The organism is Candidatus Schmidhempelia bombi str. Bimp, assembly GCF_000471645.3.
Taxonomy (GTDB): Bacteria; Pseudomonadota; Gammaproteobacteria; order Enterobacterales; family Orbaceae; genus Utexia; species Utexia bombi.
Genome location: NZ_AWGA01000057.1, coordinates 1 through 19,025 on the forward strand (window position 1 = coordinate 1; position 19,025 = coordinate 19,025).

Below are 19,025 nucleotides of genomic sequence, written 5' to 3' on the forward strand. Positions count from 1 at the left end.
TCAGGGGGGTTGGTAAGCATTGGTTTTTTTATTCCCTTATCTTACCGTATCATTTGATTGCCACTAAAACTAGATTTCATTAATCCACTTCTTTCCATAAAATGGGCTCTAAGTCCTGTGCTTTATTAACAGAAAAAGAAGGTTGATTAAACTGCTCTTTATCAAACGCAATATCGCCGCCATTGATAGCCGGATCACCATGCTGTATACCTTGAAAATCAAATAACTGATTATCACACAAATGAGACGGCACAATATTTTGAGTCGCACGAAACATTGTTTCAATTCTTCCTGGAAATCGCTTATCCCAATCATTGAGCATCTCTTTAATCACCTGACGCTGTAAGTTAGGCTGTGAACCACATAGATTACATGGAATAATCGGGAACTGTTTAACCTCAGCATATTTGGCGATATCTTTTTCCTTACAATAAGCCAATGGACGAATAATGATATGCTCACCGGTATCATTCATTAATTTCGGTGGCATCGCTTTCATTTTTCCGCCATAAAACATATTTAAGAATAAGGTCTCGAGAATATCATCACGATGATGACCTAAAGCGATTTTGGTTGCACCTAATTCGGTCGCCGTACGGTATAAAATACCGCGGCGTAAGCGTGAACATAGCGAACAGGTGGTTTTTCCTTCAGGAATTTTTTCTTTAACAATACCATAAGTATTTTCTTGGACGATATGGTAGTTAATGCCCAATTGTTCAAGATAAGTGGGTAATACATCTTCAGGGAATCCAGGTTGTTTTTGATCTAGATTGACAGCAATCAACTCAAAATCAACCGGCGCGCTTAGCTTTAAACTGATTAATAAGTCGAGAAGGGTATAACTATCTTTGCCTCCCGATAAGCACACCATAATACGATCGCCATGTTCAATCATATTAAAATCAGCGATAGCCTCTCCAACTTGGCGGCGCAATCGCTTATGAAGTTTGTTTTGATTATAAAGATTCAATTTTTAACCTATTGATTTATTTGCAAAAAATATTTTTTGGTAAACAATGCTCTATTCGTGAAATAATATAATCACTGAAAGGGGTTAATAAAAACCAGCTTAGTACGATACAGACTATCGCCAACGATCCTACATACACATCAGTAAACCAGTGCGCACCCGCCATAATTCTTGGTAATGAAAAAATGATGACAATCATCGCGGCTTTAATAAAGGCATTACGTCCAAAATAGCGGCCCATAAATGCGGTAAAAATCATAAGCATCATACCATGATCGCCAGGAAAACTATCCGAAGACGCATCTTTTGTACCAAAATGGGTCAATTGAGATACACGATGAATATGGTCAAAAAATAGCGTTGGACTCGCGTGATCAAAAGGAATAAAACGACCAAGTTGTTTAATTATAATCGCCATTAATAACATGGTAATGCCAATACAGATCATATGGCGTTTCTCTGAACAGCTTTGTCCACGAAAATAAGTCAGATAAAGTAGACCCATGGCAGCAAATGAAATAACATCAAATAAGCGATGGTTAGTAATAGCCACAAAATAAAGATAGAGCGTTGATTTATCTAAAGGGGCATTAAAAAAATGAAAAACCATGGAATCGATATGAAACCAAAATCCGCTATGACCTGTTAATTGGTAACTGACTAATAAAGCAATTCCAATTAGATTAAATAAAATTATTTTGGTTAAGTTTTGCATCTGCTTACTCCATGATACTTAATTGAACGCAATCTTAAAACATTGGCTATTCAGCACGACTCATATAACGTTTTTCAGCGATATGAATTTTAACTCTTTCTTCATTGTTAATATATTCAGGTACTTGTACGACAAGACCGGTTGATAAAGTAGCTGGCTTGGTTCTAGCACTGGCTGACGCCCCTTTTATTGCGGGTGCGGTTTCAATAATTTGGAGCTCAACGGTCTGTGGTAATTCTAATGCGATGATCTGATCATCAACCAGTAACACGGAGATTCCTGGCATGCCACCCTCTGGAATAAATTGCAGCTCATCTTCAATCTGCTCTTTTTTGAAAATATAAGGTGAATAGTCTTCATCATCCATAAAATTATATTCATCGCCATCAATATAGGAAAAAGTCACAGGGCGACGATTAAGTTGTACGGTGTCAAGGATATCATCCCCTTTAAAACGCTCTTCAACTTTTAATCCCGTTTTGACATCAGAAAAGCGCATTTTATAGAGGGTACTTGCACCACGCGCGCTTGGACTCTGTACTTCAATTTCTTTAACTAATAGTAATTTGCCATTATAATGAATGGCATCACCACGTTTAATTTCATTTGCTTTTGCCATAGTGTTGTCTCGTATACAATATCAAGTTAATCAATAAAATAATAATTTTAGCTGGTCATTTTAACGCTAAGTTGCTATTGTCTCCATCATTATTTTTGCTAACTTGATAAAAAACAATGAAATGTCGTGATAATTGTGGGGCTTGTTGTATTGCACCGTCTATTTCAAGTCCACTCCCTGATTTGCCTAATGGTAAGCCTGCCAATATGGCTTGCCCCCATTTAGATGATAACTACCGTTGTCAATTGTTTCATCATCCAGAACGACCAAAAGTGTGTGGGCAATTACAACCAAATTTAGAAATGTGTGGTACTGATCGAACCTTTGCCCTAAGATTTCTAGCTGATTTAGAACAACAAACTGCGCCGTAAGTAATTGAAAATAATTGTCCAATTTTGGCAGATTTTTGGTACAATCTGCGGTTTCGAAAAACTAAAGCTGATTTTTTACTATGCAAAAGAAATTAAAACGCGATTTAAAAGCGCGACATCTCACGATGATTGCCATCGGTGGATCTATTGGTACGGGGCTTTTTGTTGCTTCGGGTGCGACTATCGCCAAAGCAGGACCGGCGGGTGCTTTACTTTCCTACATGATAATTGGTTTGATGGTCTATTTCCTAATGACTAGTTTAGGCGAATTAGCCGCTTTTCTACCTGTTTCTGGAACTTTTGCAACTTATGGTTCTCGTTATGTTGATGAAGCATTTGGATTCGCAATTGGGTGGAATTATTGGTATAACTGGGCGGTAACAGTGGCGGTAGATTTGGTTGCCGCACAATTAGTTATCTCCTATTGGCTCGATACATCGACGATTTTATTTCATTTTTATGGTTTTAATATCAACGTCGGCTTTTTGTGTAGCTTTGTGTTCTTAGCTGCTATTTTCCTCCTTAATTATATTTCAGTGAAAGGTTTTGGTGAAGCAGAGTTCTGGTTTTCTTTAATTAAAGTTGTAACCGTTATTTTATTTATTGCTGTTGGTACCTCAATGATTTTTGGTATTTTAAGCGGCGGTGAAAGAGCGGTATGGCATAATTGGATGATCAATGAGGGACCTTTTGTTGGTGGTTTTTCATCAATGATTGGGGTGGCTATGATTGTTGGCTTTTCCTTTCAAGGTACTGAACTGATTGGTATTGCCGCTGGTGAATCAAAAGATCCAGAAAAAAATATTCCCAAATCAATGAAACAAGTGTTTTGGCGTATTTTGCTCTTCTATGTATTGGCTATTTTTGTGATCAGCTTGATTATTCCTTGTGACGATCCTAATCTGTTACGTAATGAAAAATCCGATATTAGTATTAGTCCATTTACGTTAGTATTCCAAAATGCAGGTTTACTATCAGCAGCAGCTATTATGAATACAGTCATTTTAACCTCTGTATTATCGGCGGGTAATTCTGGTCTATATGCTTCAACGCGCATGTTGTACGCATTGGCAAAAGAAGGCAAAGCGCCTAAAATATTTACGCGTTTATCCACATCTGGCGTACCACGTATGGCGTTACTTGCGACAACGTTTATCGCTATGTTATGTTTCTTAACATCAATGTTTGATAATAAAGACGTCTACATATGGTTACTAAATTTATCAGGTATGACTGGTTTTATTGCTTGGTTAGGGATTGCAATTAGTCAGTATCGATTCCGTAAAGGACTAATGATTCAAGGCTATGATTTATCAACCTTACCTTATAAAGCAAGTGGTTTCCCATTTGGTCCAATTTTTGCCTTTATTTTATGTTTGATCATTACCTTGGGGCAAAATTATGAGGCATTTTTAGCGGATAAAATTGATTGGTATGGGGTAATTGCCACCTATATCGGTTTACCACTATTTTTTACAATCATGTTTGGTTATAAACTGATCAAAAGAACCCGATTTGTTCGTTATAAAGAGATGAATTTTTCACGGGAATAAGTTTAATGTTGTAATGGCTAAGTAAAAAAGGCGAGTGTAAGACTAGCCTTTTTTATTAGAAAAGTGTTGTGGTATGACTGTATCAATGATGACTTGTTTAGCATTTTCGCTTAGATTTTTTCCTGTCCAAGTTTTAAATTGAGCTTCGGCTTGCCCAATAAACATATCAAGTCCAGAAATAGTTTGCCAGCCAGCTTTTTCGGCCTCTTGAAGGAAAACAGTGACATAAGGGGTATAGACAATATCATAAGCGATACCTGTTCTACCTTTAAATCCATCATAGTTATAAGCGGTTTGAGTTTGAAATTGTCCTTGCATGCCAAGTGGTGTGGCATTGATGACCAATTGCGCTTTAAGTGTGTAGCGCTTATCCCATTCAATTACCTTTAAATTAAATTGTTGAGCAAGCAACTGTGCTGATGTCGCATTTCTATTAGAGACAGTGATATCGGTGTAACCTAAACGTTGTAATCCAACAATAATTGCACGCGCAGCGCCACCCGCACCAAGTAATAACACGTTGTCTTGTGCAGTAGCCCTAGGAATATTCATTAATGGTGCCATAAAACCACGTACATCGGTATTGTCACCACATAGAAGTTCCCCTTCACGATATATTAAGTTCACCGCCCCTGTTTCTTTAGCCTCTAATGTTATTTTATCGAGAAAGGGGATAATCGCTTGTTTATGGGGAATGGTGACACAGCTTCCTTGAATATTGAATAAACGCATTGCTTCAACAAAAACAGCTAATTTTTCGGGTGGTGTTGACCATGGTAATAGTACAGCAGGAATACCAAGATCATGAAAGGCGGTGCTATGCAATAAAGGACTTAAACTATGACCAAGCGGATAGCCGATAATGCCATATAATGTCGGTAATGTAATCTGATTCATAACAATACTTTTATCCCCTATTTCTAAATATAATTTGCCTATTTTAACGTGATGCTCGTACTATTTTTAGCGCAATTTATTGTTACTGAATTATAATCTATTAAATGCTAAATAAAGTAAATTAAATTTAAAATGGATCAGCATTAAATAAATTGTTATGTGTTAAATTTTATTGTATCCCGCTAGGAAACAATAGATAGACTTTAAGCGTAATGTAATGATTTAAGTCATGAAAAAGTATATTTATCATGATATCTCACACTAAACAGTGAACATTATTGAGTATTGATACGTTACTCTATTTCACATTACAAATAGCTCGGTTTTATTTTGCTAACAATAATCAATAACGTAATATGCTATCTATATTAATGTCAATGTTGACATTAACGCTGTCTTTTAGGGGAATTAAACTATGAAAAAAAACCATGCCCACGCTATAGCAGGATCGATCTATGCTAACTATATTATTCAAAGTATTGCAGTGATTGTGGTCATGCAATTTTCATTTGTACTAACTCAACAATTTGATACAACGATTGAAGGTTTAGGTAAAATTGCTTCGGGTATTGGAATGGGTAAAATCTTATTTATGTTTGTATCGGGTTTACTTTCTGACCGCTATGGGCGTAAACCGTTTATTTTGATTGGTATGCTATGTTATGTTCTATTTTTTGTAGGATTAATATTTTGTACTAATATTCATCTCGCTTTTTTATTAGCTGTTCTTGCCGGTGCGGGGAATGCTGGATTAGATACTGGATCAATGCCAGTATTAACTGAATGTTTTCCACAATCAGCTGGCTCCGCAAGTATTTTAATTAAAGCTTTTATCTCAATAGGGAGCTTTATTCTACCCTTCATTGTCACCTATGTTTATGATTATCAGGTTTGGTATGGCTGGATTTTTCTCGCTTTTGCGATCTATATGCTGATCAATATGCTGTTTCTATTGCCTAAATCGTTTCCATCAACAGCCAATGTTATTTCACCAGTCAATAACGGAATGAAGGATAATGGCAGTTATTTTATTGGCAAACCCAAATTATCTGTTGAAGGTATACTTTTAGTGTTAATGGGATTTACCACCTCAGCGACATTCGTCGTTATTATGCAATGGATGCCTGAAATAGCTAAGCATGCTGTTAGCATGGCAGAAACCGATGCGCAACAATTAATTAGTTATTATAGCCTTGGTTCGATTATTTCGGTTTTTTCCATGGCTTATATCGTGAAAAAATGGCTAAAACCAATTCAATGCGTTATTATTTTGCCATTACTATCGTCGATAATATTAATAATTTTTTTATTAGATATGACACCATTCATGTGTAGATTTACGGCATTCACAATGGGGTTCACGGCGGCGGGAGGCGTGCTACAATTAGCTTTAGTTGTTATGCAACAACTATTTCCATCACGTAAAGGTGGCGCTGTGGGGGTGATGTATACGCTAAGTGGGCTAGCGTTTGTGGTTACCCCAAACGTTGTACCCAAATTAGCGATAATCGATGTACGTTATGCAATTATCTTTGATTTGATAATGGCACTATTAAGTGTCATATTTGCCCTTATTGTCTATTCACGGTTTAAAAAAGTAATTGATATGCAAAAGATTTAATCTAAATCAAACTCATTATAAAAAGTGCTTAGTATGGCCAGTCAGTGGCTGGCATTGAATGTATAAATATTATGATACAGAATGCAATTTTTTAGTCAGTGCTTTAATTTACTCATGATAAACAGAAATGGTGAATTAACCGTTTTAGTAGTAAGTCCGTTGGTGTAATAAAATCTAAAGCCATAAACTCATCGGGTTGATGGGCCTCTTTGATTGAGCCAGGTCCTAATACAATTGTCGGGGCAATTGCATGGAGATAAGGCGCTTCAGTACAATAATTCACCGTTTCTGCTTGCTGACCAACTAACTGTTCAATGGCTTTTAGTGCGGAAGTATTCGTACGACATTCATAACCTGGTGTAGGGCTATGTTCATAAGCTAAACTTAGTCGATTTGGCCATTGTTGCATAATCGGTAATAAAGTTTGCTGCAATAAAGCGTGAAGCTCATCTAATGACATGCCAGGTAGAGGACGGATATCAATAACTAATTCACAGCAACCACAAATACGATTGGCCGCATCACCACCATGTATATGGCCTAGATTTAATGTAGGATAAGGAATAGCAAAACTGGTATTATGATAACGTTGTTGTAATTGTTGGCGTAAGCGCAACAGATGTGAAATGACTTCATTCATAATTTCTATGGCATTAATCCCTTTACTCGGATCGCTAGAATGCCCAGAACGACCAATAATTTTAATAACATTGGCAACATGTCCTTTGTGAGCGCGGATGGGGATAAGTGAGGTGGGTTCACCAATGATAGCGCAATCAGGTGCAAGCGACGAGGTTTTAGAAAAATAGATCGCGCCCGCCATGGTGGTTTCTTCATCTGCAGTCGCTAAAATATGGATAGGCTTTTTCAGCTTATTTAGCTCAATATGGTTTAATGTTTCTAATAAGAATGCAAAGAAGCCTTTCATATCTGCTGTACCTAAGCCGTACAGTTTACCATCACTTTCGGTCAACTTGAATGGATTTTTTTGCCACTGATCTACATCAAAAGGCACCGTATCAGTATGCCCACTGAAAAGTAACCCACCCGTTCCATGACCGTAACTAGCGAGGAGATTAAATTTGTTACGTGTATCGGGGACGGCATTAATCGTGACAGCAAAATTTAATGCTTCAAACCAAGTGGCTAATTTATCAATCAGTAAACGGTTACTTTGATCGAGGCTTGGATCGGTAGCGCTAATCGTTGGTAGACTAATAAGTTCACTATAAAGCGTTAAGAACGATGGAATGGCCATACTATTGCCCAGTAATAGTAAATAATGATCAATATTAAATACCATAATTCGTCATGATTATAATTATAAATTTTTATAATAACTAAAAAATAAAAACTTTTATTAATTTGCATAATTTGTCATTTGTTATATTTTTTGATAATTGATTAATAGAATAAGTTATCTTGCTAACATCCTATACTGATAAAGTACAATAAATATTATTTGTCTCAATTTTTAGATTCACCAAACAAATTAAAATGAAATTAAATTCATTTTAAGTGAATAAAAATTCATTTAGCATTTGAAAAAATAAATTTAATCGTTTATGCTATAACGCATAATAAATAGTTATTAATTTAAATGGGTAATTTTTATGTTAAGAGCATTAATTATCGGAGCAAGTGGTTACGCTGGGGCTGAATTAGCTAATTACTTATCTCATCATCCTGAAATTGAAATAGCTGGACTTGTTGTTTCTGAAAATAGTGCCGATAAAAATAAATTACTTTCAAATAACGATTTGTACCCCCAACTAAAAGGCAAAGTGGATTTACCACTTATCGGTAGTAGTGATTATTCTACACTAGGTCATAATATTGATATCGTTTTTTTAGCTACTGATCATGCTGTTAGTCATGATATTGCCCCTTATTTTTTACAGAAAGGTTGTGTCGTTCTTGATTTATCTGGTGCATATCGAGTAAATCAAGCCGAATTTTATACGTCTTATTACCATTTTACCCACCAGCAATTATATTGGCTATCACAAGCGGTTTATGGACTTGCAGAGTGGAATGCTGAAAAAATAAAACAAGCTCAACTTATTGCTGTACCAGGTTGTTATCCGACGGCTGCGCAACTAGCGTTAAAACCGCTGTTAACAGAAAAATTACTCAACACCAATTATTGGCCTGTCATTAATGCGATTAGTGGCGTGAGCGGCGCAGGTCGTAAAGCAAATTTAAAAAATAGTTTTTGTGAAATAAGCTTACAGGCTTATGGTTTATTTTCGCACCGTCATCAACCCGAAATCGCCGCACATTTGGGACAAGATATTATTTTTACACCTCACCTTGCTTCTTTTAAACGCGGCATTTATGAAACCATAACTTGTCAGGTCAATCAGGGTATTACACGTGATGATATCTTAACCGTTTTTAATAACTATTATGCGCATAAACCATTAGTTAGAGTTTATTCGGAAGGGTATCCCGCCCTCAAATCGGTTATTGGCTTACCTTATTGTGATATTGGTTTTGAGCTTGATCAGCAGCACCTGATTTTAATTGCAGTAGAAGATAATTTGTTAAAGGGCGCGGCTGCTCAAGCTGTGCAATGTATGAATATTCGTTTTGGTTTTAATGAGACATTATCACTTTTATAAGAGAGAGAATCGATGACCCCTTTAGTGATTAAACTTGGCGGAGTAATACTGGATAATCCTGATGCCATAACTAATTTATTTACAGCGATTCAACAAGTTAAACAACGTTATTCTCGCTCCATTATCCTTTTGCATGGAGGAGGGTGTAAGGTTGATGAAATGATGCATAAATTATCTTTACCAGTAGTGAGACGAAATGGATTAAGAGTTACCCCTGAAGATCAAATTCAAGTTATCGTTGGTGTGCTTGCTGGTAGTGCCAATAAAACATTATTGGCGGAAGCCATAAAACAGCACCTGCCTGCGGTAGGGCTTTGTTTAGCTGATGGTGAGACGACACAAGTGCAGAACATTGACGCTAGTCTTGGTCATGTCGGGGAGGCAAAACCGGGTAATCCCTTATTTATCCAAAAATTATTGGCGGACGGGTATTTACCTATTATCAGTTCAATTGGAATTACCAATGAAGGCCAAATGATGAATGTTAATGCCGATCATGCTGCAGTTTGCTTAGCACAAACGATGGATGCCGATTTATTGCTATTATCAGATGTTGCAGGCGTACTTGATGCAAATAAACAACTTATCAAACAGTTAACTGAATCAAAAGCCAAGCAGCTTATAGAGCAAGGCGTCATTACCGACGGCATGGCTGTAAAAGTGAATTCCGCTTTTGGCGCAGCCAAAGCCCTCAAACGCCCGGTTAATATTGCCAGTTGGCGGCAAGTTGAGACATTAATCACCCTATTTGAAGGCAAAGAGGAAGGGACGCGTATTATAGTATAACGATATTTAATCGTTAGTTTATTTATTATCTTAGTCATTTTAACTCGTCGTTATCTTATCGTTTAATCAGAACCAATAAGGATCTAACATGAAAAAAGGTGGAATTAAAAAAGTCGTTCTTGCATATTCAGGGGGATTAGATACATCGGCCATTATTCCTTGGTTAAAAGAGAATTATGATAATTGTGAAGTGGTGGCTTTTGTTGCCAATGTCGGACAAAATCCTGACGAATTGATAGATGTAGAACAAAAAGCATTAATATCTGGCGCTTCATCATGTTATGTTGTTGATTTACGTGAAGAGTTTGTCAAAGATTATGTTTATCCCGTATTAAAAACAGGCGCTTTATACGAAGGTAAATACCTATTAGGTACGTCAATGGCTCGACCTATTATTGCTAAAGCACAAGTAGAAATCGCACTGAAAGTGGGCGCTGATGCGGTTTGCCATGGTGCGACGGGTAAAGGTAACGATCAAGTTCGATTTGAAACAACTTATGCGGCTTTAGCGCCACAATTAACTGTTATTGCGCCTTGGCGAGAATGGCAACTTCGTTCACGTGAAGCATTAATCGATTATTTGAAACAACGTAATATTCCAACGACGGCCACTCTAGAAAAAATCTATAGTCGTGATGAAAATGCGTGGCACATTTCAACCGAAGGCGGTGTATTAGAACACCCTTGGAATGCCGCTAATGCTGACTGTTGGGCTTGGACAGTCGCACCTGAAGATGCACCTGATGAAGCTGAATTCGTTACCATTGGTATTGAAAAAGGGGAGGTTGTTTCAGTAAATGGTCATAAACTTTCTCCTTATGCTTGCGTGGCCACCCTAAATAAAATAGGCAGTAAACATGGAATTGGGCGAGTTGATATCATCGAAAATCGTCTAGTTGGCATTAAATCGCGCGGCTGCTATGAAACACCCGGTGGAACGATTATGATGGAAGCCTTACGTGGACTTGAACAGCTGGTATTAGATCGGGACAGCTTTAAATGGCGTGAACAACTTGGATTAGAAATGGCGTATGTGGTTTATGATGGTCGTTGGTTTGCCCCATATCGTAAATCATTACAAGCAGCCGCAGAATCATTAGCTGAAGATTTAAGTGGTGAAGTTGTGCTTAAACTCTATAAAGGTAGTGTAGTTGCGATACAAAAACAGGCGAATAATAGTTTGTATAATGAAGAATTTGCGACATTTGGTGAAGATGAGGTTTATGATCACCGCCATGCAGGTGGTTTTATTCGCTTATATTCTTTATCTTCACGTATTCGGGCAATTAATACCAATAATCAGAAGCGTAGTTAAGCTGGATCTGGTTATTCCAGATCACGGGTAATACTTTTCTGGTATAAATAATAAGGGCGCTAAGCGCCCACTTAGTTCCAATTATGGCAATTAATATTGAGGTTTTTATGGCATTATGGGGTGGGCGTTTTACACAAACCGCAGATAAACGATTTAAACAATTCAATGATTCATTAGTTATTGATTATCGTCTAGCTAAGCAGGATATTATTGGCTCAATTGCTTGGACAAAGGCACTGGTCACGGTGAAGATACTTACATCGGATGAACAGAGAAGTTTACAACAAGCATTAGAGCAGGTATTAAAAAGTATAGAAACGAATCCAGCGCAAATTTTGCAAAGCGATGCAGAAGATATTCATAGTTGGGTTGAACAAAAACTGGTAGAGCAGCTTGGCGATTTAGCTAAAAAACTTCATACGGGGCGTAGCCGTAATGATCAAATCGCTACAGATATCAAATTGTGGTGTAAAGCAGAAATTATCACACTTCTTAAAGCCATAAAAGCGCTGCAAGCACAATTAGTGCTCACAGCAGAAAGACATCAAACCGCGGTCATGCCTGGTTATACCCATTTACAACGTGCCCAACCCATTACCTTTGCTCATTGGTGTTTAGCTTATTTTGAAATGTTACAGCGAGATAGCACACGTTTAGACGATGCCTATCAACGCTTAGATGTTTGTCCTTTAGGTTGTGGCGCATTAGCTGGTACTGCTTATCCGATAGACCGTGAGCTTTTAGCTGATTGGCTTGGTTTTGCTAGTGCAACTAATAATAGTCTTGATTCCGTATCCGATCGTGATCATATTATGGAGCTCCTTTCTTGCGCTGCAATGAGTATGAATCATTTGTCACGTTTTGCGGAAGACTTAATTATGTTTAATAGTGGTGAGGCAAATTTTATTTACCTTTCTGATAAGGTTACCTCTGGTTCTTCATTAATGCCTCAGAAAAAAAATCCGGATGTATTAGAGCTGATTCGAGGTAAAAGTGGTAAGGTTTTCGGCGCACTTAGTGGTGCGATGTTAACCTTTAAAAGTTTACCCTTAGCTTACAATAAAGATATGCAAGAAGATAAAGACTATCTGTTCAGTGCTCTTGATAGTTGGCAACAATGTTTAGAAATGGCAAAGTTAGTACTGGAAGATATAGAAATTAATTATTCACGCTGTCGAGAAGCCGCTTTACAAGGTTATTCTAATGCCACTGAATTAGCGGATTATCTCGTTGCTAAAGGCGTACCATTCCGAGAAGCCCATCATATCGTGGGAAAAATAGTGGTTTATGCAATTGGGAAACAAAAAGCGCTAGAAACGTTGACGTTAGATGAATTTAAACAGTTTTCAGTTAAAATTGATGCAGATGTCTATCCAATATTATCTTTAGCATCTTGTTTAGCTAAACGTAATGCGAAAGGCGGGGTTGCGCCAGAGCAAGTCTCTTATGCTATCGAACAAGCAAAGCAAAAATTAAGATGAATTATATAAATAGAAGCAATAACATTATCCAATATATTGCTTCTATTACCGAAAAATTAATCTTTTATTTCGGTAGCTAAAAATTCTTGCATTAATCTATCAAAAGGTAATTTCCTACTGATAATCACTAATTGTGACCGTTGTTGTTCATCATCTTGCCAAGCCTTACCATAATCAAAACCAACCACCTTATGTACGCCTTGAACAATTAATTTGGCTGGATTGTCTTTAATTGCAAGTATGCCCTTGTAACGCAACATATCATTACCGTGTATTTCAATCAGACGTTCAACAAATTGTCCCACTTTTTTTATATCAACGCAGCCCGCCTCAAAAAGGTAAGAATAAATATCATCATGTGGTGATATAGTCGACGAAGTATGCATAATCGGTTGATAATTTGCTATTTGCTGATTTGGATTAGCAATAATAAAGAAGCCTTTATTAATGGTCAATTCCTCACTTAGTTGAAACGCGTGAATATCTAACCAATGTGCTTTAGCGATTTCGCCATTAACGGCAACAAATAATATTGCTTTATTATTGATAAGTTGGAGTCTTGATAATACCGTATGCAATTGTTGTTCGGTGAGACGATCCGATTTGGTCAAAATCAATCTATCAGCAAAGCCAATTTGTGAACGAACAACACGATGTTGCGCCAATTGTTGCAAAATATGCTCACCATCAATTAATGTGACTACTCCATCGAGTTCGAAGGTATTGCGGATTAATTCATCGATAAAAAAAGTTTGCAAGATTGGCGCGGGATCAGCTAATCCCGTTGTTTCGATAATTAATCGATCAAAAGATAACGTTCCATTTAAACGTTTCTGATTGAGTTGATGTAGCGCCGTTGTTAGCTCGCCTTGCACACTACAACAAATACAACCATTAGTCATCTCCATAATTTCAATATTGCTTGCTGTTGGTAATAAACAACTATCAATATTAATTGGACCAAACTCGTTTTCAATGATCAGAATTTTTTCGGTTGTTTCTTGCGTTAATAAATGATTAATAAGTGTGGTTTTCCCCGCACCTAGAAAACCAGTTAAAATGGTTACCGGTAATAAATCGTTTTTCATTATTTAATCCATCAGCTAACAGCAGCGAGTGCCGCCTTTGCCACTATAGCGCGCGTCCTGTCTTTCTTTAAAAAATTCTTCATAAGTCATGGGTGTTTGTTCTGGATGGGTCAATTTCATATGTTGAACATAGGTATCATAATCTGGAATACCTACCATCAACTTTGCGGCTTGACCTAAATATTTTCCTGCTTTAGCTAAATTTTCAAACATGTCTTAACCTTTTATTCATCCCTAATACGGTAAAAGCCGTCGTTATTATGGCGACTAGTCTCTACAATGACACTATGATATAAACCATTCAACAAATGGCGATAGTTAGGTTAAGCATAATAAACTTAAAGATTGGTCAATGGAAACGTTTATCTTCTGATATGCTAATAAAATAAACAACAGCATATCTTAAATAGCATTAAGAAGTGGAATATAACAAAAACTTTATCGCCATATATTGAATAAATATCATTTTTTATATTAACAATCGTACAACATAAATAAGTAATGAAAAAAATTTATAAGTAAATTATTGTTAAGTTTAATTTTACTGATGATATCAATCGGAAAAATCGATATACTTATGACAATAAAAATAATGTTTAAAGTCTTGAAGGATTAAATTATGAATATTCGTGATTTAGAATATTTTGTCGCACTGGCAGAACATCGTCACTTTCGTAAAGCTGCCGATGCGTGTAATGTCAGTCAGCCAACACTTAGCGGGCAGGTTCGTAAGTTGGAAGATGAGCTCGGTGTAATGTTACTCGAAAGAACAAGTAGAAAGGTCCTTTTTACTCAAACAGGTTTAATGTTAGTTGAACAGGCGCGTGAAGTATTACGTAACGTACAAATCTTTCGTGAAATGGCAAGCAAACAAGGCGAAGAGATGTCAGGGCCAATGCATATTGGTTTAATACCAACGGTTGCACCTTATCTATTACCTCATATTATTACGATATTGCATGATGTTTATCCTCAATTAGAAATTTATCTGCATGAAGCTCAAACCAATATTATTGTTTCCCAATTGGAACAAGGTAAATTGGATTGTGCGATACTTGCTGCAGTAAAAGAAAGCGAACCTTTTATTGAATTACCGCTATTTGATGAACCTATGTGTTTAGCTGTACCACAAAATAATCGATTAGCAACAGAAAACGTGATCAAATTATCCCAACTTAAAGGTGAAAAATTCTTAATGCTTGAGGATGGTCACTGTCTACGTGATCATGCTATGGGTTATTGTTTTCAAGCTGGCATTGATGAAGACAAACGCTTTCGCGCCACCAGTTTAGAAACCTTACGCAGTATGATTTCGGCGGGGCGTGGAATTACCTTATTTCCTGAACTTGCGGTGCCTAAAGAACGCATACGCGATAATGTGTGCTATATTCCTTGTGTGGATCCGGTGCCTGTTCGTACTATTGAACTTATTTATCGACCTGGATCTCCGTTACGTTCGCGTTATGAACAATTAGCCAAAACCATTAAAAAAACGATGCCAGCCGTTTTAGCCGAAAGACATATTGAAGTGTGAAAAAAGTAAAGCTTAAAAATGCTTCTGTTGGGACAGGTATTCGGGCCCAACAGAAGGAGCGTACACGACGTTCATTAATTGAGGCGGCATTTAAACAGCTGAACGCAGAACAAGGATTTGCGAGTTTAAGTTTACGTGAAGTAACCCGAGAAGCAAATATTGCGCCAACCTCTTTTTACCGCCATTTTCGTGATATGGATGAGTTAGGTTTGGCCATGGTTGATGAAAGTGGCTTAACCTTAAGACAGTTAATGAGACAAGCGCGCAAAAGAATAAAAAAAGGTGGAAGTGTGATTCAAACTTCTATCACGACGTTTATCGAATTTATTGATAAAAATCCTAAAGTTTTCTTATTATTATTACGCGAACGCGCAGGAACCTCTGCGGCATTCCGTTCTGCTATTGCACGTGAAATTCAACATTTTATTGTTGAATTAGCCGATTATCTTGATGAAGCTAATAATATGCCGCGTCATTTTAATGAAGCACAAGCCGAAGCCATGGTGACTATTGCGTTTAATTCAGGGGCTGAGGCACTCGATTTTGAACCTGAAAAACGGCAGAAATTAATAGATAAACTTATTTTTCAATTACGAATGGTATCACGTGGTGCTTATTATTTATATCGACGAGAACAAGAATGCCAACTAAGTAAAGAGAAAGAGTAATTAACTAATCTGTTATCGAAAGTACATTATTAATTTGTTATTATCTCTTGTTAATTTATGAAGGTGCGAGACTTTCGTTCATTCGGTCACAGATTACCCTTACATTCGATTATGCTACATGATTAAATATCATTAAAAACATTAATTAATAAACATCGTTTTAAACCATATTGATGTTAAATAGTTAATTGCAAGCGGTTAATGATAGTTTATATATTTGTACTTCGATAAGTATAAAATAAAGCAAAACTAGGCTCAGGTTTATAATCGATAATTTAAGGGAAGATGATGAAGTGATTGAGCCAGACTTACCGACCGACGTCATGGTGTGTGCTGGGTATATTGATTGTAATGATAAAACCTTAGTTCTTGCTGGTGTCAACAGTGCAGCCCGCCTTGAGAATGGAGAGTGGGATATCTTAATTGATTGTTTTGAAGGTGAAGAGAATTCAGATAATCAATAATGCATTGAGCAAAATAATAATATTATATCGTTATGGTTGTTGTTAACTAATAGATAGCTCTAATTGACGGTTATAACAGTATAAGCTTTGCTAGATTATCAAAAGACATTAGCTTACATTGATGATTTTCTCACTTGCCACCGAGTTTTAAATGGATAGAGCCTAACATTGAGTTGTATTGCATTGTGTGCTTTTACGACCATTAATTTGTTGTCTTTTTTGACCTATCTTTCATTAATATTTTCTATATTTCATAAATAAAATTATTAAGCAAGTAAATAAATGGAAATAATTTTTTAAAATTGATATAATTATCGAAATTTCATTATGTTAATAAGGATTATTATGATACCTCAATTGAATTTTTGGGGAGGTTTTATGTTATCAATGATTTTTCTCTGGTGGGTGTATTTGATTATTTTTGTAGTCGGTATCGTTATTATTTTTATAAATAAACATATTTTTTTTAAGGTGCTTGGTGGGCTAATAGCAATGTTTCCAGTGAGCTGTTATTTTGTGATGTTTATTCTTTATTTTATTTATTAAGCCGTAAAACCTCGTCGTTCATGGCGAGGATGTAAGGCTTAAGCGACGGAGTCGTTTCAATACTTTAAATTGGAGTATGTTGCTGTTCTATATATTGTCTAATAATAGCAATAGGAGCACCGCCACAGCTAGCCGCAAAATAGGATGGAGACCATAAAGAGCCACCCCATAATTTGTTTTTAATTTGAGAGTGATATTTTTTTCTAATCATTCGGCTAGAAACGCCTTTTAGGCTGTTAACCAGTGAAGATAACACAACTTTAGGAAGATAATTAACTAACAAATGAACATGATCATCTTCTCCGTCAAATTCGATAAGTTCTGCTTCAAAGTCTAAACATACTTTTTCAAATATCGGTTTTAAATCATTAATCATATTTTTAGTAAATACATCCCTACGGTATTTAGTAACAAACACCAAATGAGCATGTATGTTAAAGACACAGTGTCTTCCGTGCCTAATTTCATCTTGTATATTCATAGACCAATAGTATAATGGACGTATGATAATACGCAAAGCGTTTAAATTTGAACTAATGGCCAACGGTGAACATATCCGTAAACTTAAGCAGTTTTGCGGATGTTCTCGTTTTGTTTTTAATCAGGCTTTAGCATGGCAAAAAGAGCAATACGAACAAGATAATACACTCAAGTTCAGTTATACTAAAATAGCTAATTTACTGCCTGAGTGGAAGAGACAGCATGAATGGTTAAAAAACTGTCATAGCCAAGTATTACAGCAATCATTAAAAGACCTTGAAAGTGCCTACCGTAATTTTTTTCGTAAACAATCAGATTTCCCTAAGTTTAAGAAAAAAGGAGTTAAAGAAAGTATTCGTTTTCCTCAAGGTACAAAATTAGACGAAAATAATAAGCGTATTTTCATTCCTAAAGTTGGTTATATTCGTTACAGACAAAGTCAATTAATTGTTGGTACTATAAAGAATGTCACAGTCAGTTTAGTTTGTGGTAAATGGTTTGTCTCTATTCAGACTGAATATGAACAAGCAGAGCCAATACATTGCTCAATGACCGAAATCGGTATTGATATGGGAATTAGCCGTTTTGCGACATTAAGCAATGGTACTCACTTTGAACCATTGAATATATTCAAGCAAAACCAATTGAAACTAAAAAAATTACAGCAACAACTTAGTCATAAGAAAAAATTTAGCCAAAATTGGCTAAAATCGAAACGAAAAGTATCTAAACTTCATCATCAGATAGCGAATACCAGAAAAGATTACTTACACAAAATCTCTCATGCAATCAGCCAAAACCACGCCATGATATACATAGAAGATTTAAAAGTCAGTAATATGTCAAAATCAGCCAAAGGTAGTCAAGAACAACTTGGTCGAAATGTCAAAGCTAAATCGGGATTAAATAGAACGATACGCGATCAGTCATGGTATGAATTTCGACGTCAACTTGAATATAAAAGCTATTGGCGCGGGGGATTGGTATACAGTTACAAGCCAAACTTGTCCTTGTTGTTCTCATGTAGCAAAAGATAATCGTAAAACACAAGCCAATTTTGTATGTGTGAGTTGTGGTTACCAAGAAAATGCCGATATAGTCGGTGCATTAAATATACTCAGGGTAGGACATACCCAAAGCGTCTGTGAAGTGAACGATGCAGTAATGTCGTCATCAGCAGAAACCCATCAAAGCGAGTTAGCCATAAACTAACCACAGTAGAAATCCCCTTCCTTTAGGACGGGGAGGATGTCAATTTCAATAGTTAACGCCTACTATATTGTTTAATAT

18 protein-coding genes and 1 pseudogene are annotated in these 19,025 nt (G+C 36.5%); 11 read left to right on the forward strand and 8 right to left on the reverse strand.

Annotated features, from left to right (window positions below; all coding sequences use genetic code 11):
* Nucleotides 1-79: 79 nt before the first annotated feature.
* Genes ttcA through yeiP form a run of 3 tightly spaced genes read right to left on the reverse strand, consistent with a single transcriptional unit; the run spans nt 80 to nt 2,307 of the window.
* A complete protein-coding gene (ttcA, locus tag O970_RS05645; RefSeq protein ID WP_024496164.1) occupies nt 80-973 on the reverse strand; it encodes a tRNA 2-thiocytidine(32) synthetase TtcA in 894 nt (297 codons plus the stop codon).
* Nucleotides 974-989: 16 nt separating this feature from the next.
* On the reverse strand, nt 990-1,688 hold the full coding sequence (locus O970_RS05650) for a phosphatase PAP2 family protein (protein ID WP_024496165.1): 699 nt from the start codon (nt 1,686-1,688) through the stop codon (nt 990-992).
* Nucleotides 1,689-1,734: 46 nt separating this feature from the next.
* Nucleotides 1,735-2,307, reverse strand: a complete 573-nt coding sequence (gene yeiP, locus O970_RS05655; protein WP_024496166.1) for an elongation factor P-like protein YeiP — start codon at nt 2,305-2,307, stop codon at nt 1,735-1,737.
* 116 nt (nt 2,308-2,423) lie between these two features.
* Between yeiP and O970_RS05660 the strand changes: the two genes are divergently transcribed.
* Nucleotides 2,424-2,678, forward strand: a complete 255-nt coding sequence (locus O970_RS05660; RefSeq protein WP_024496167.1) for a YkgJ family cysteine cluster protein — start codon at nt 2,424-2,426, stop codon at nt 2,676-2,678.
* An 80-nt stretch (nt 2,679-2,758) separates the two neighbouring features.
* Nucleotides 2,759-4,231: an amino acid permease gene (locus O970_RS05665; RefSeq protein ID WP_024496168.1), complete on the forward strand. Its 1,473-nt coding sequence runs from the start codon at nt 2,759-2,761 to the stop codon at nt 4,229-4,231.
* 42 nt (nt 4,232-4,273) lie between these two features.
* On the opposite strand, the gene aroE is transcribed toward O970_RS05665, so the two are convergent.
* Nucleotides 4,274-5,128 carry a shikimate dehydrogenase gene (aroE, locus tag O970_RS05670; RefSeq protein WP_024496169.1) on the reverse strand — a complete coding sequence of 285 codons (855 nt, stop codon included), beginning with the start codon at nt 5,126-5,128 and terminating at the stop codon, nt 4,274-4,276.
* Between the two features lie 415 nt (nt 5,129-5,543).
* Here aroE and O970_RS05675 point away from each other — a divergent pair, with 415 nt between their 5' ends.
* Nucleotides 5,544-6,749: an MFS transporter gene (locus O970_RS05675; protein ID WP_024496170.1), complete on the forward strand. Its 1,206-nt coding sequence runs from the start codon at nt 5,544-5,546 to the stop codon at nt 6,747-6,749.
* Nucleotides 6,750-6,861: 112 nt separating this feature from the next.
* On the opposite strand, the gene argE is transcribed toward O970_RS05675, so the two are convergent.
* On the reverse strand, nt 6,862-8,007 hold the full coding sequence (argE, locus tag O970_RS05680) for an acetylornithine deacetylase (protein ID WP_105291843.1): 1,146 nt from the start codon (nt 8,005-8,007) through the stop codon (nt 6,862-6,864).
* A gap of 355 nt (nt 8,008-8,362) precedes the next feature.
* Between argE and argC the strand changes: the two genes are divergently transcribed.
* The 4 genes from argC to argH all read left to right on the forward strand — a co-directional run bounded on the left by argC (nt 8,363) and on the right by argH (nt 12,955).
* Nucleotides 8,363-9,373, forward strand: a complete 1,011-nt coding sequence (gene argC / locus O970_RS05685) for an N-acetyl-gamma-glutamyl-phosphate reductase (protein WP_024496172.1) — start codon at nt 8,363-8,365, stop codon at nt 9,371-9,373.
* A gap of 12 nt (nt 9,374-9,385) precedes the next feature.
* Nucleotides 9,386-10,159: an acetylglutamate kinase gene (gene argB / locus O970_RS05690; RefSeq protein WP_024496173.1), complete on the forward strand. Its 774-nt coding sequence runs from the start codon at nt 9,386-9,388 to the stop codon at nt 10,157-10,159.
* Between the two features lie 88 nt (nt 10,160-10,247).
* Nucleotides 10,248-11,474 (forward strand): argininosuccinate synthase, encoded by a 1,227-nt coding sequence (locus O970_RS05695; RefSeq protein ID WP_024496174.1) that lies wholly within the window; start codon nt 10,248-10,250, stop codon nt 11,472-11,474.
* Nucleotides 11,475-11,581: 107 nt separating this feature from the next.
* Nucleotides 11,582-12,955: an argininosuccinate lyase gene (gene argH / locus O970_RS05700; protein ID WP_024496175.1), complete on the forward strand. Its 1,374-nt coding sequence runs from the start codon at nt 11,582-11,584 to the stop codon at nt 12,953-12,955.
* Nucleotides 12,956-13,011: 56 nt separating this feature from the next.
* Here the strand turns inward: argH and O970_RS05705 are convergent, their stop codons facing one another.
* Nucleotides 13,012-14,043 carry a CobW family GTP-binding protein gene (locus tag O970_RS05705; RefSeq protein WP_024496176.1) on the reverse strand — a complete coding sequence of 344 codons (1,032 nt, stop codon included), beginning with the start codon at nt 14,041-14,043 and terminating at the stop codon, nt 13,012-13,014.
* A 15-nt stretch (nt 14,044-14,058) separates the two neighbouring features.
* Complete coding sequence (locus O970_RS05710; RefSeq protein ID WP_024496177.1) at nt 14,059-14,256, reverse strand: YbdD/YjiX family protein; 198 nt, start codon at nt 14,254-14,256, stop codon at nt 14,059-14,061.
* Nucleotides 14,257-14,662: 406 nt separating this feature from the next.
* Between O970_RS05710 and oxyR the strand changes: the two genes are divergently transcribed.
* The 3 genes from oxyR (at nt 14,663) to O970_RS09875 (ending at nt 16,709) form a co-directional block, all read left to right on the forward strand.
* Nucleotides 14,663-15,577 carry a DNA-binding transcriptional regulator OxyR gene (gene oxyR, locus O970_RS05715; RefSeq protein ID WP_024496178.1) on the forward strand — a complete coding sequence of 305 codons (915 nt, stop codon included), beginning with the start codon at nt 14,663-14,665 and terminating at the stop codon, nt 15,575-15,577.
* Entirely contained in the window at nt 15,574-16,245 is a 672-nt protein-coding gene (fabR, locus tag O970_RS05720) for an HTH-type transcriptional repressor FabR (RefSeq protein ID WP_024496179.1), read from the forward strand. Before oxyR ends, fabR begins: the two co-directional genes overlap by 4 nt.
* Before the next feature lie 293 nt (nt 16,246-16,538).
* The gene (locus O970_RS09875) at nt 16,539-16,709 is read left to right on the forward strand and encodes a hypothetical protein (protein ID WP_166667085.1); all 171 of its coding nucleotides are present in this window, start codon (nt 16,539-16,541) and stop codon (nt 16,707-16,709) included.
* A 610-nt stretch (nt 16,710-17,319) separates the two neighbouring features.
* Here O970_RS09875 and tnpA read toward each other — a convergent pair.
* Nucleotides 17,320-17,736, reverse strand: coding sequence for an IS200/IS605 family transposase (tnpA, locus tag O970_RS05725; RefSeq protein WP_024496181.1), 417 nt, complete (start codon nt 17,734-17,736; stop codon nt 17,320-17,322).
* Between the two features lie 22 nt (nt 17,737-17,758).
* Between tnpA and O970_RS05730 the strand changes: the two are divergent.
* Nucleotides 17,759-18,947, forward strand: a pseudogene (locus O970_RS05730) (RNA-guided endonuclease InsQ/TnpB family protein).
* Nucleotides 18,948-19,025 lie beyond the last annotated feature (78 nt).

Excerpts from the sequence above, each read along its gene's own strand:
- O970_RS05650 (WP_024496165.1), bottom strand. The coding sequence starts at position 1,688 with ATGCAAAACTTAACCAAAATAATTTTATTTAATCTAATTGGAATTGCT.
- yeiP (WP_024496166.1), bottom strand. The coding sequence starts at position 2,307 with ATGGCAAAAGCAAATGAAATTAAACGTGGTGATGCCATTCATTATAAT.
- O970_RS05660 (WP_024496167.1), top strand. The coding sequence starts at position 2,424 with ATGAAATGTCGTGATAATTGTGGGGCTTGTTGTATTGCACCGTCTATT.
- O970_RS05665 (WP_024496168.1), top strand. The coding sequence starts at position 2,759 with ATGCAAAAGAAATTAAAACGCGATTTAAAAGCGCGACATCTCACGATG.
- aroE (WP_024496169.1), bottom strand. The coding sequence starts at position 5,128 with ATGAATCAGATTACATTACCGACATTATATGGCATTATCGGCTATCCG.
- O970_RS05675 (WP_024496170.1), top strand. The coding sequence starts at position 5,544 with ATGAAAAAAAACCATGCCCACGCTATAGCAGGATCGATCTATGCTAAC.
- argE (WP_105291843.1), bottom strand. The coding sequence starts at position 8,007 with ATGGCCATTCCATCGTTCTTAACGCTTTATAGTGAACTTATTAGTCTA.
- argC (WP_024496172.1), top strand. The coding sequence starts at position 8,363 with ATGTTAAGAGCATTAATTATCGGAGCAAGTGGTTACGCTGGGGCTGAA.
- argB (WP_024496173.1), top strand. The coding sequence starts at position 9,386 with ATGACCCCTTTAGTGATTAAACTTGGCGGAGTAATACTGGATAATCCT.
- O970_RS05695 (WP_024496174.1), top strand. The coding sequence starts at position 10,248 with ATGAAAAAAGGTGGAATTAAAAAAGTCGTTCTTGCATATTCAGGGGGA.
- argH (WP_024496175.1), top strand. The coding sequence starts at position 11,582 with ATGGCATTATGGGGTGGGCGTTTTACACAAACCGCAGATAAACGATTT.
- O970_RS05705 (WP_024496176.1), bottom strand. The coding sequence starts at position 14,043 with ATGAAAAACGATTTATTACCGGTAACCATTTTAACTGGTTTTCTAGGT.
- O970_RS05710 (WP_024496177.1), bottom strand. The coding sequence starts at position 14,256 with ATGTTTGAAAATTTAGCTAAAGCAGGAAAATATTTAGGTCAAGCCGCA.
- oxyR (WP_024496178.1), top strand. The coding sequence starts at position 14,663 with ATGAATATTCGTGATTTAGAATATTTTGTCGCACTGGCAGAACATCGT.
- tnpA (WP_024496181.1), bottom strand. The coding sequence starts at position 17,736 with ATGAATATACAAGATGAAATTAGGCACGGAAGACACTGTGTCTTTAAC.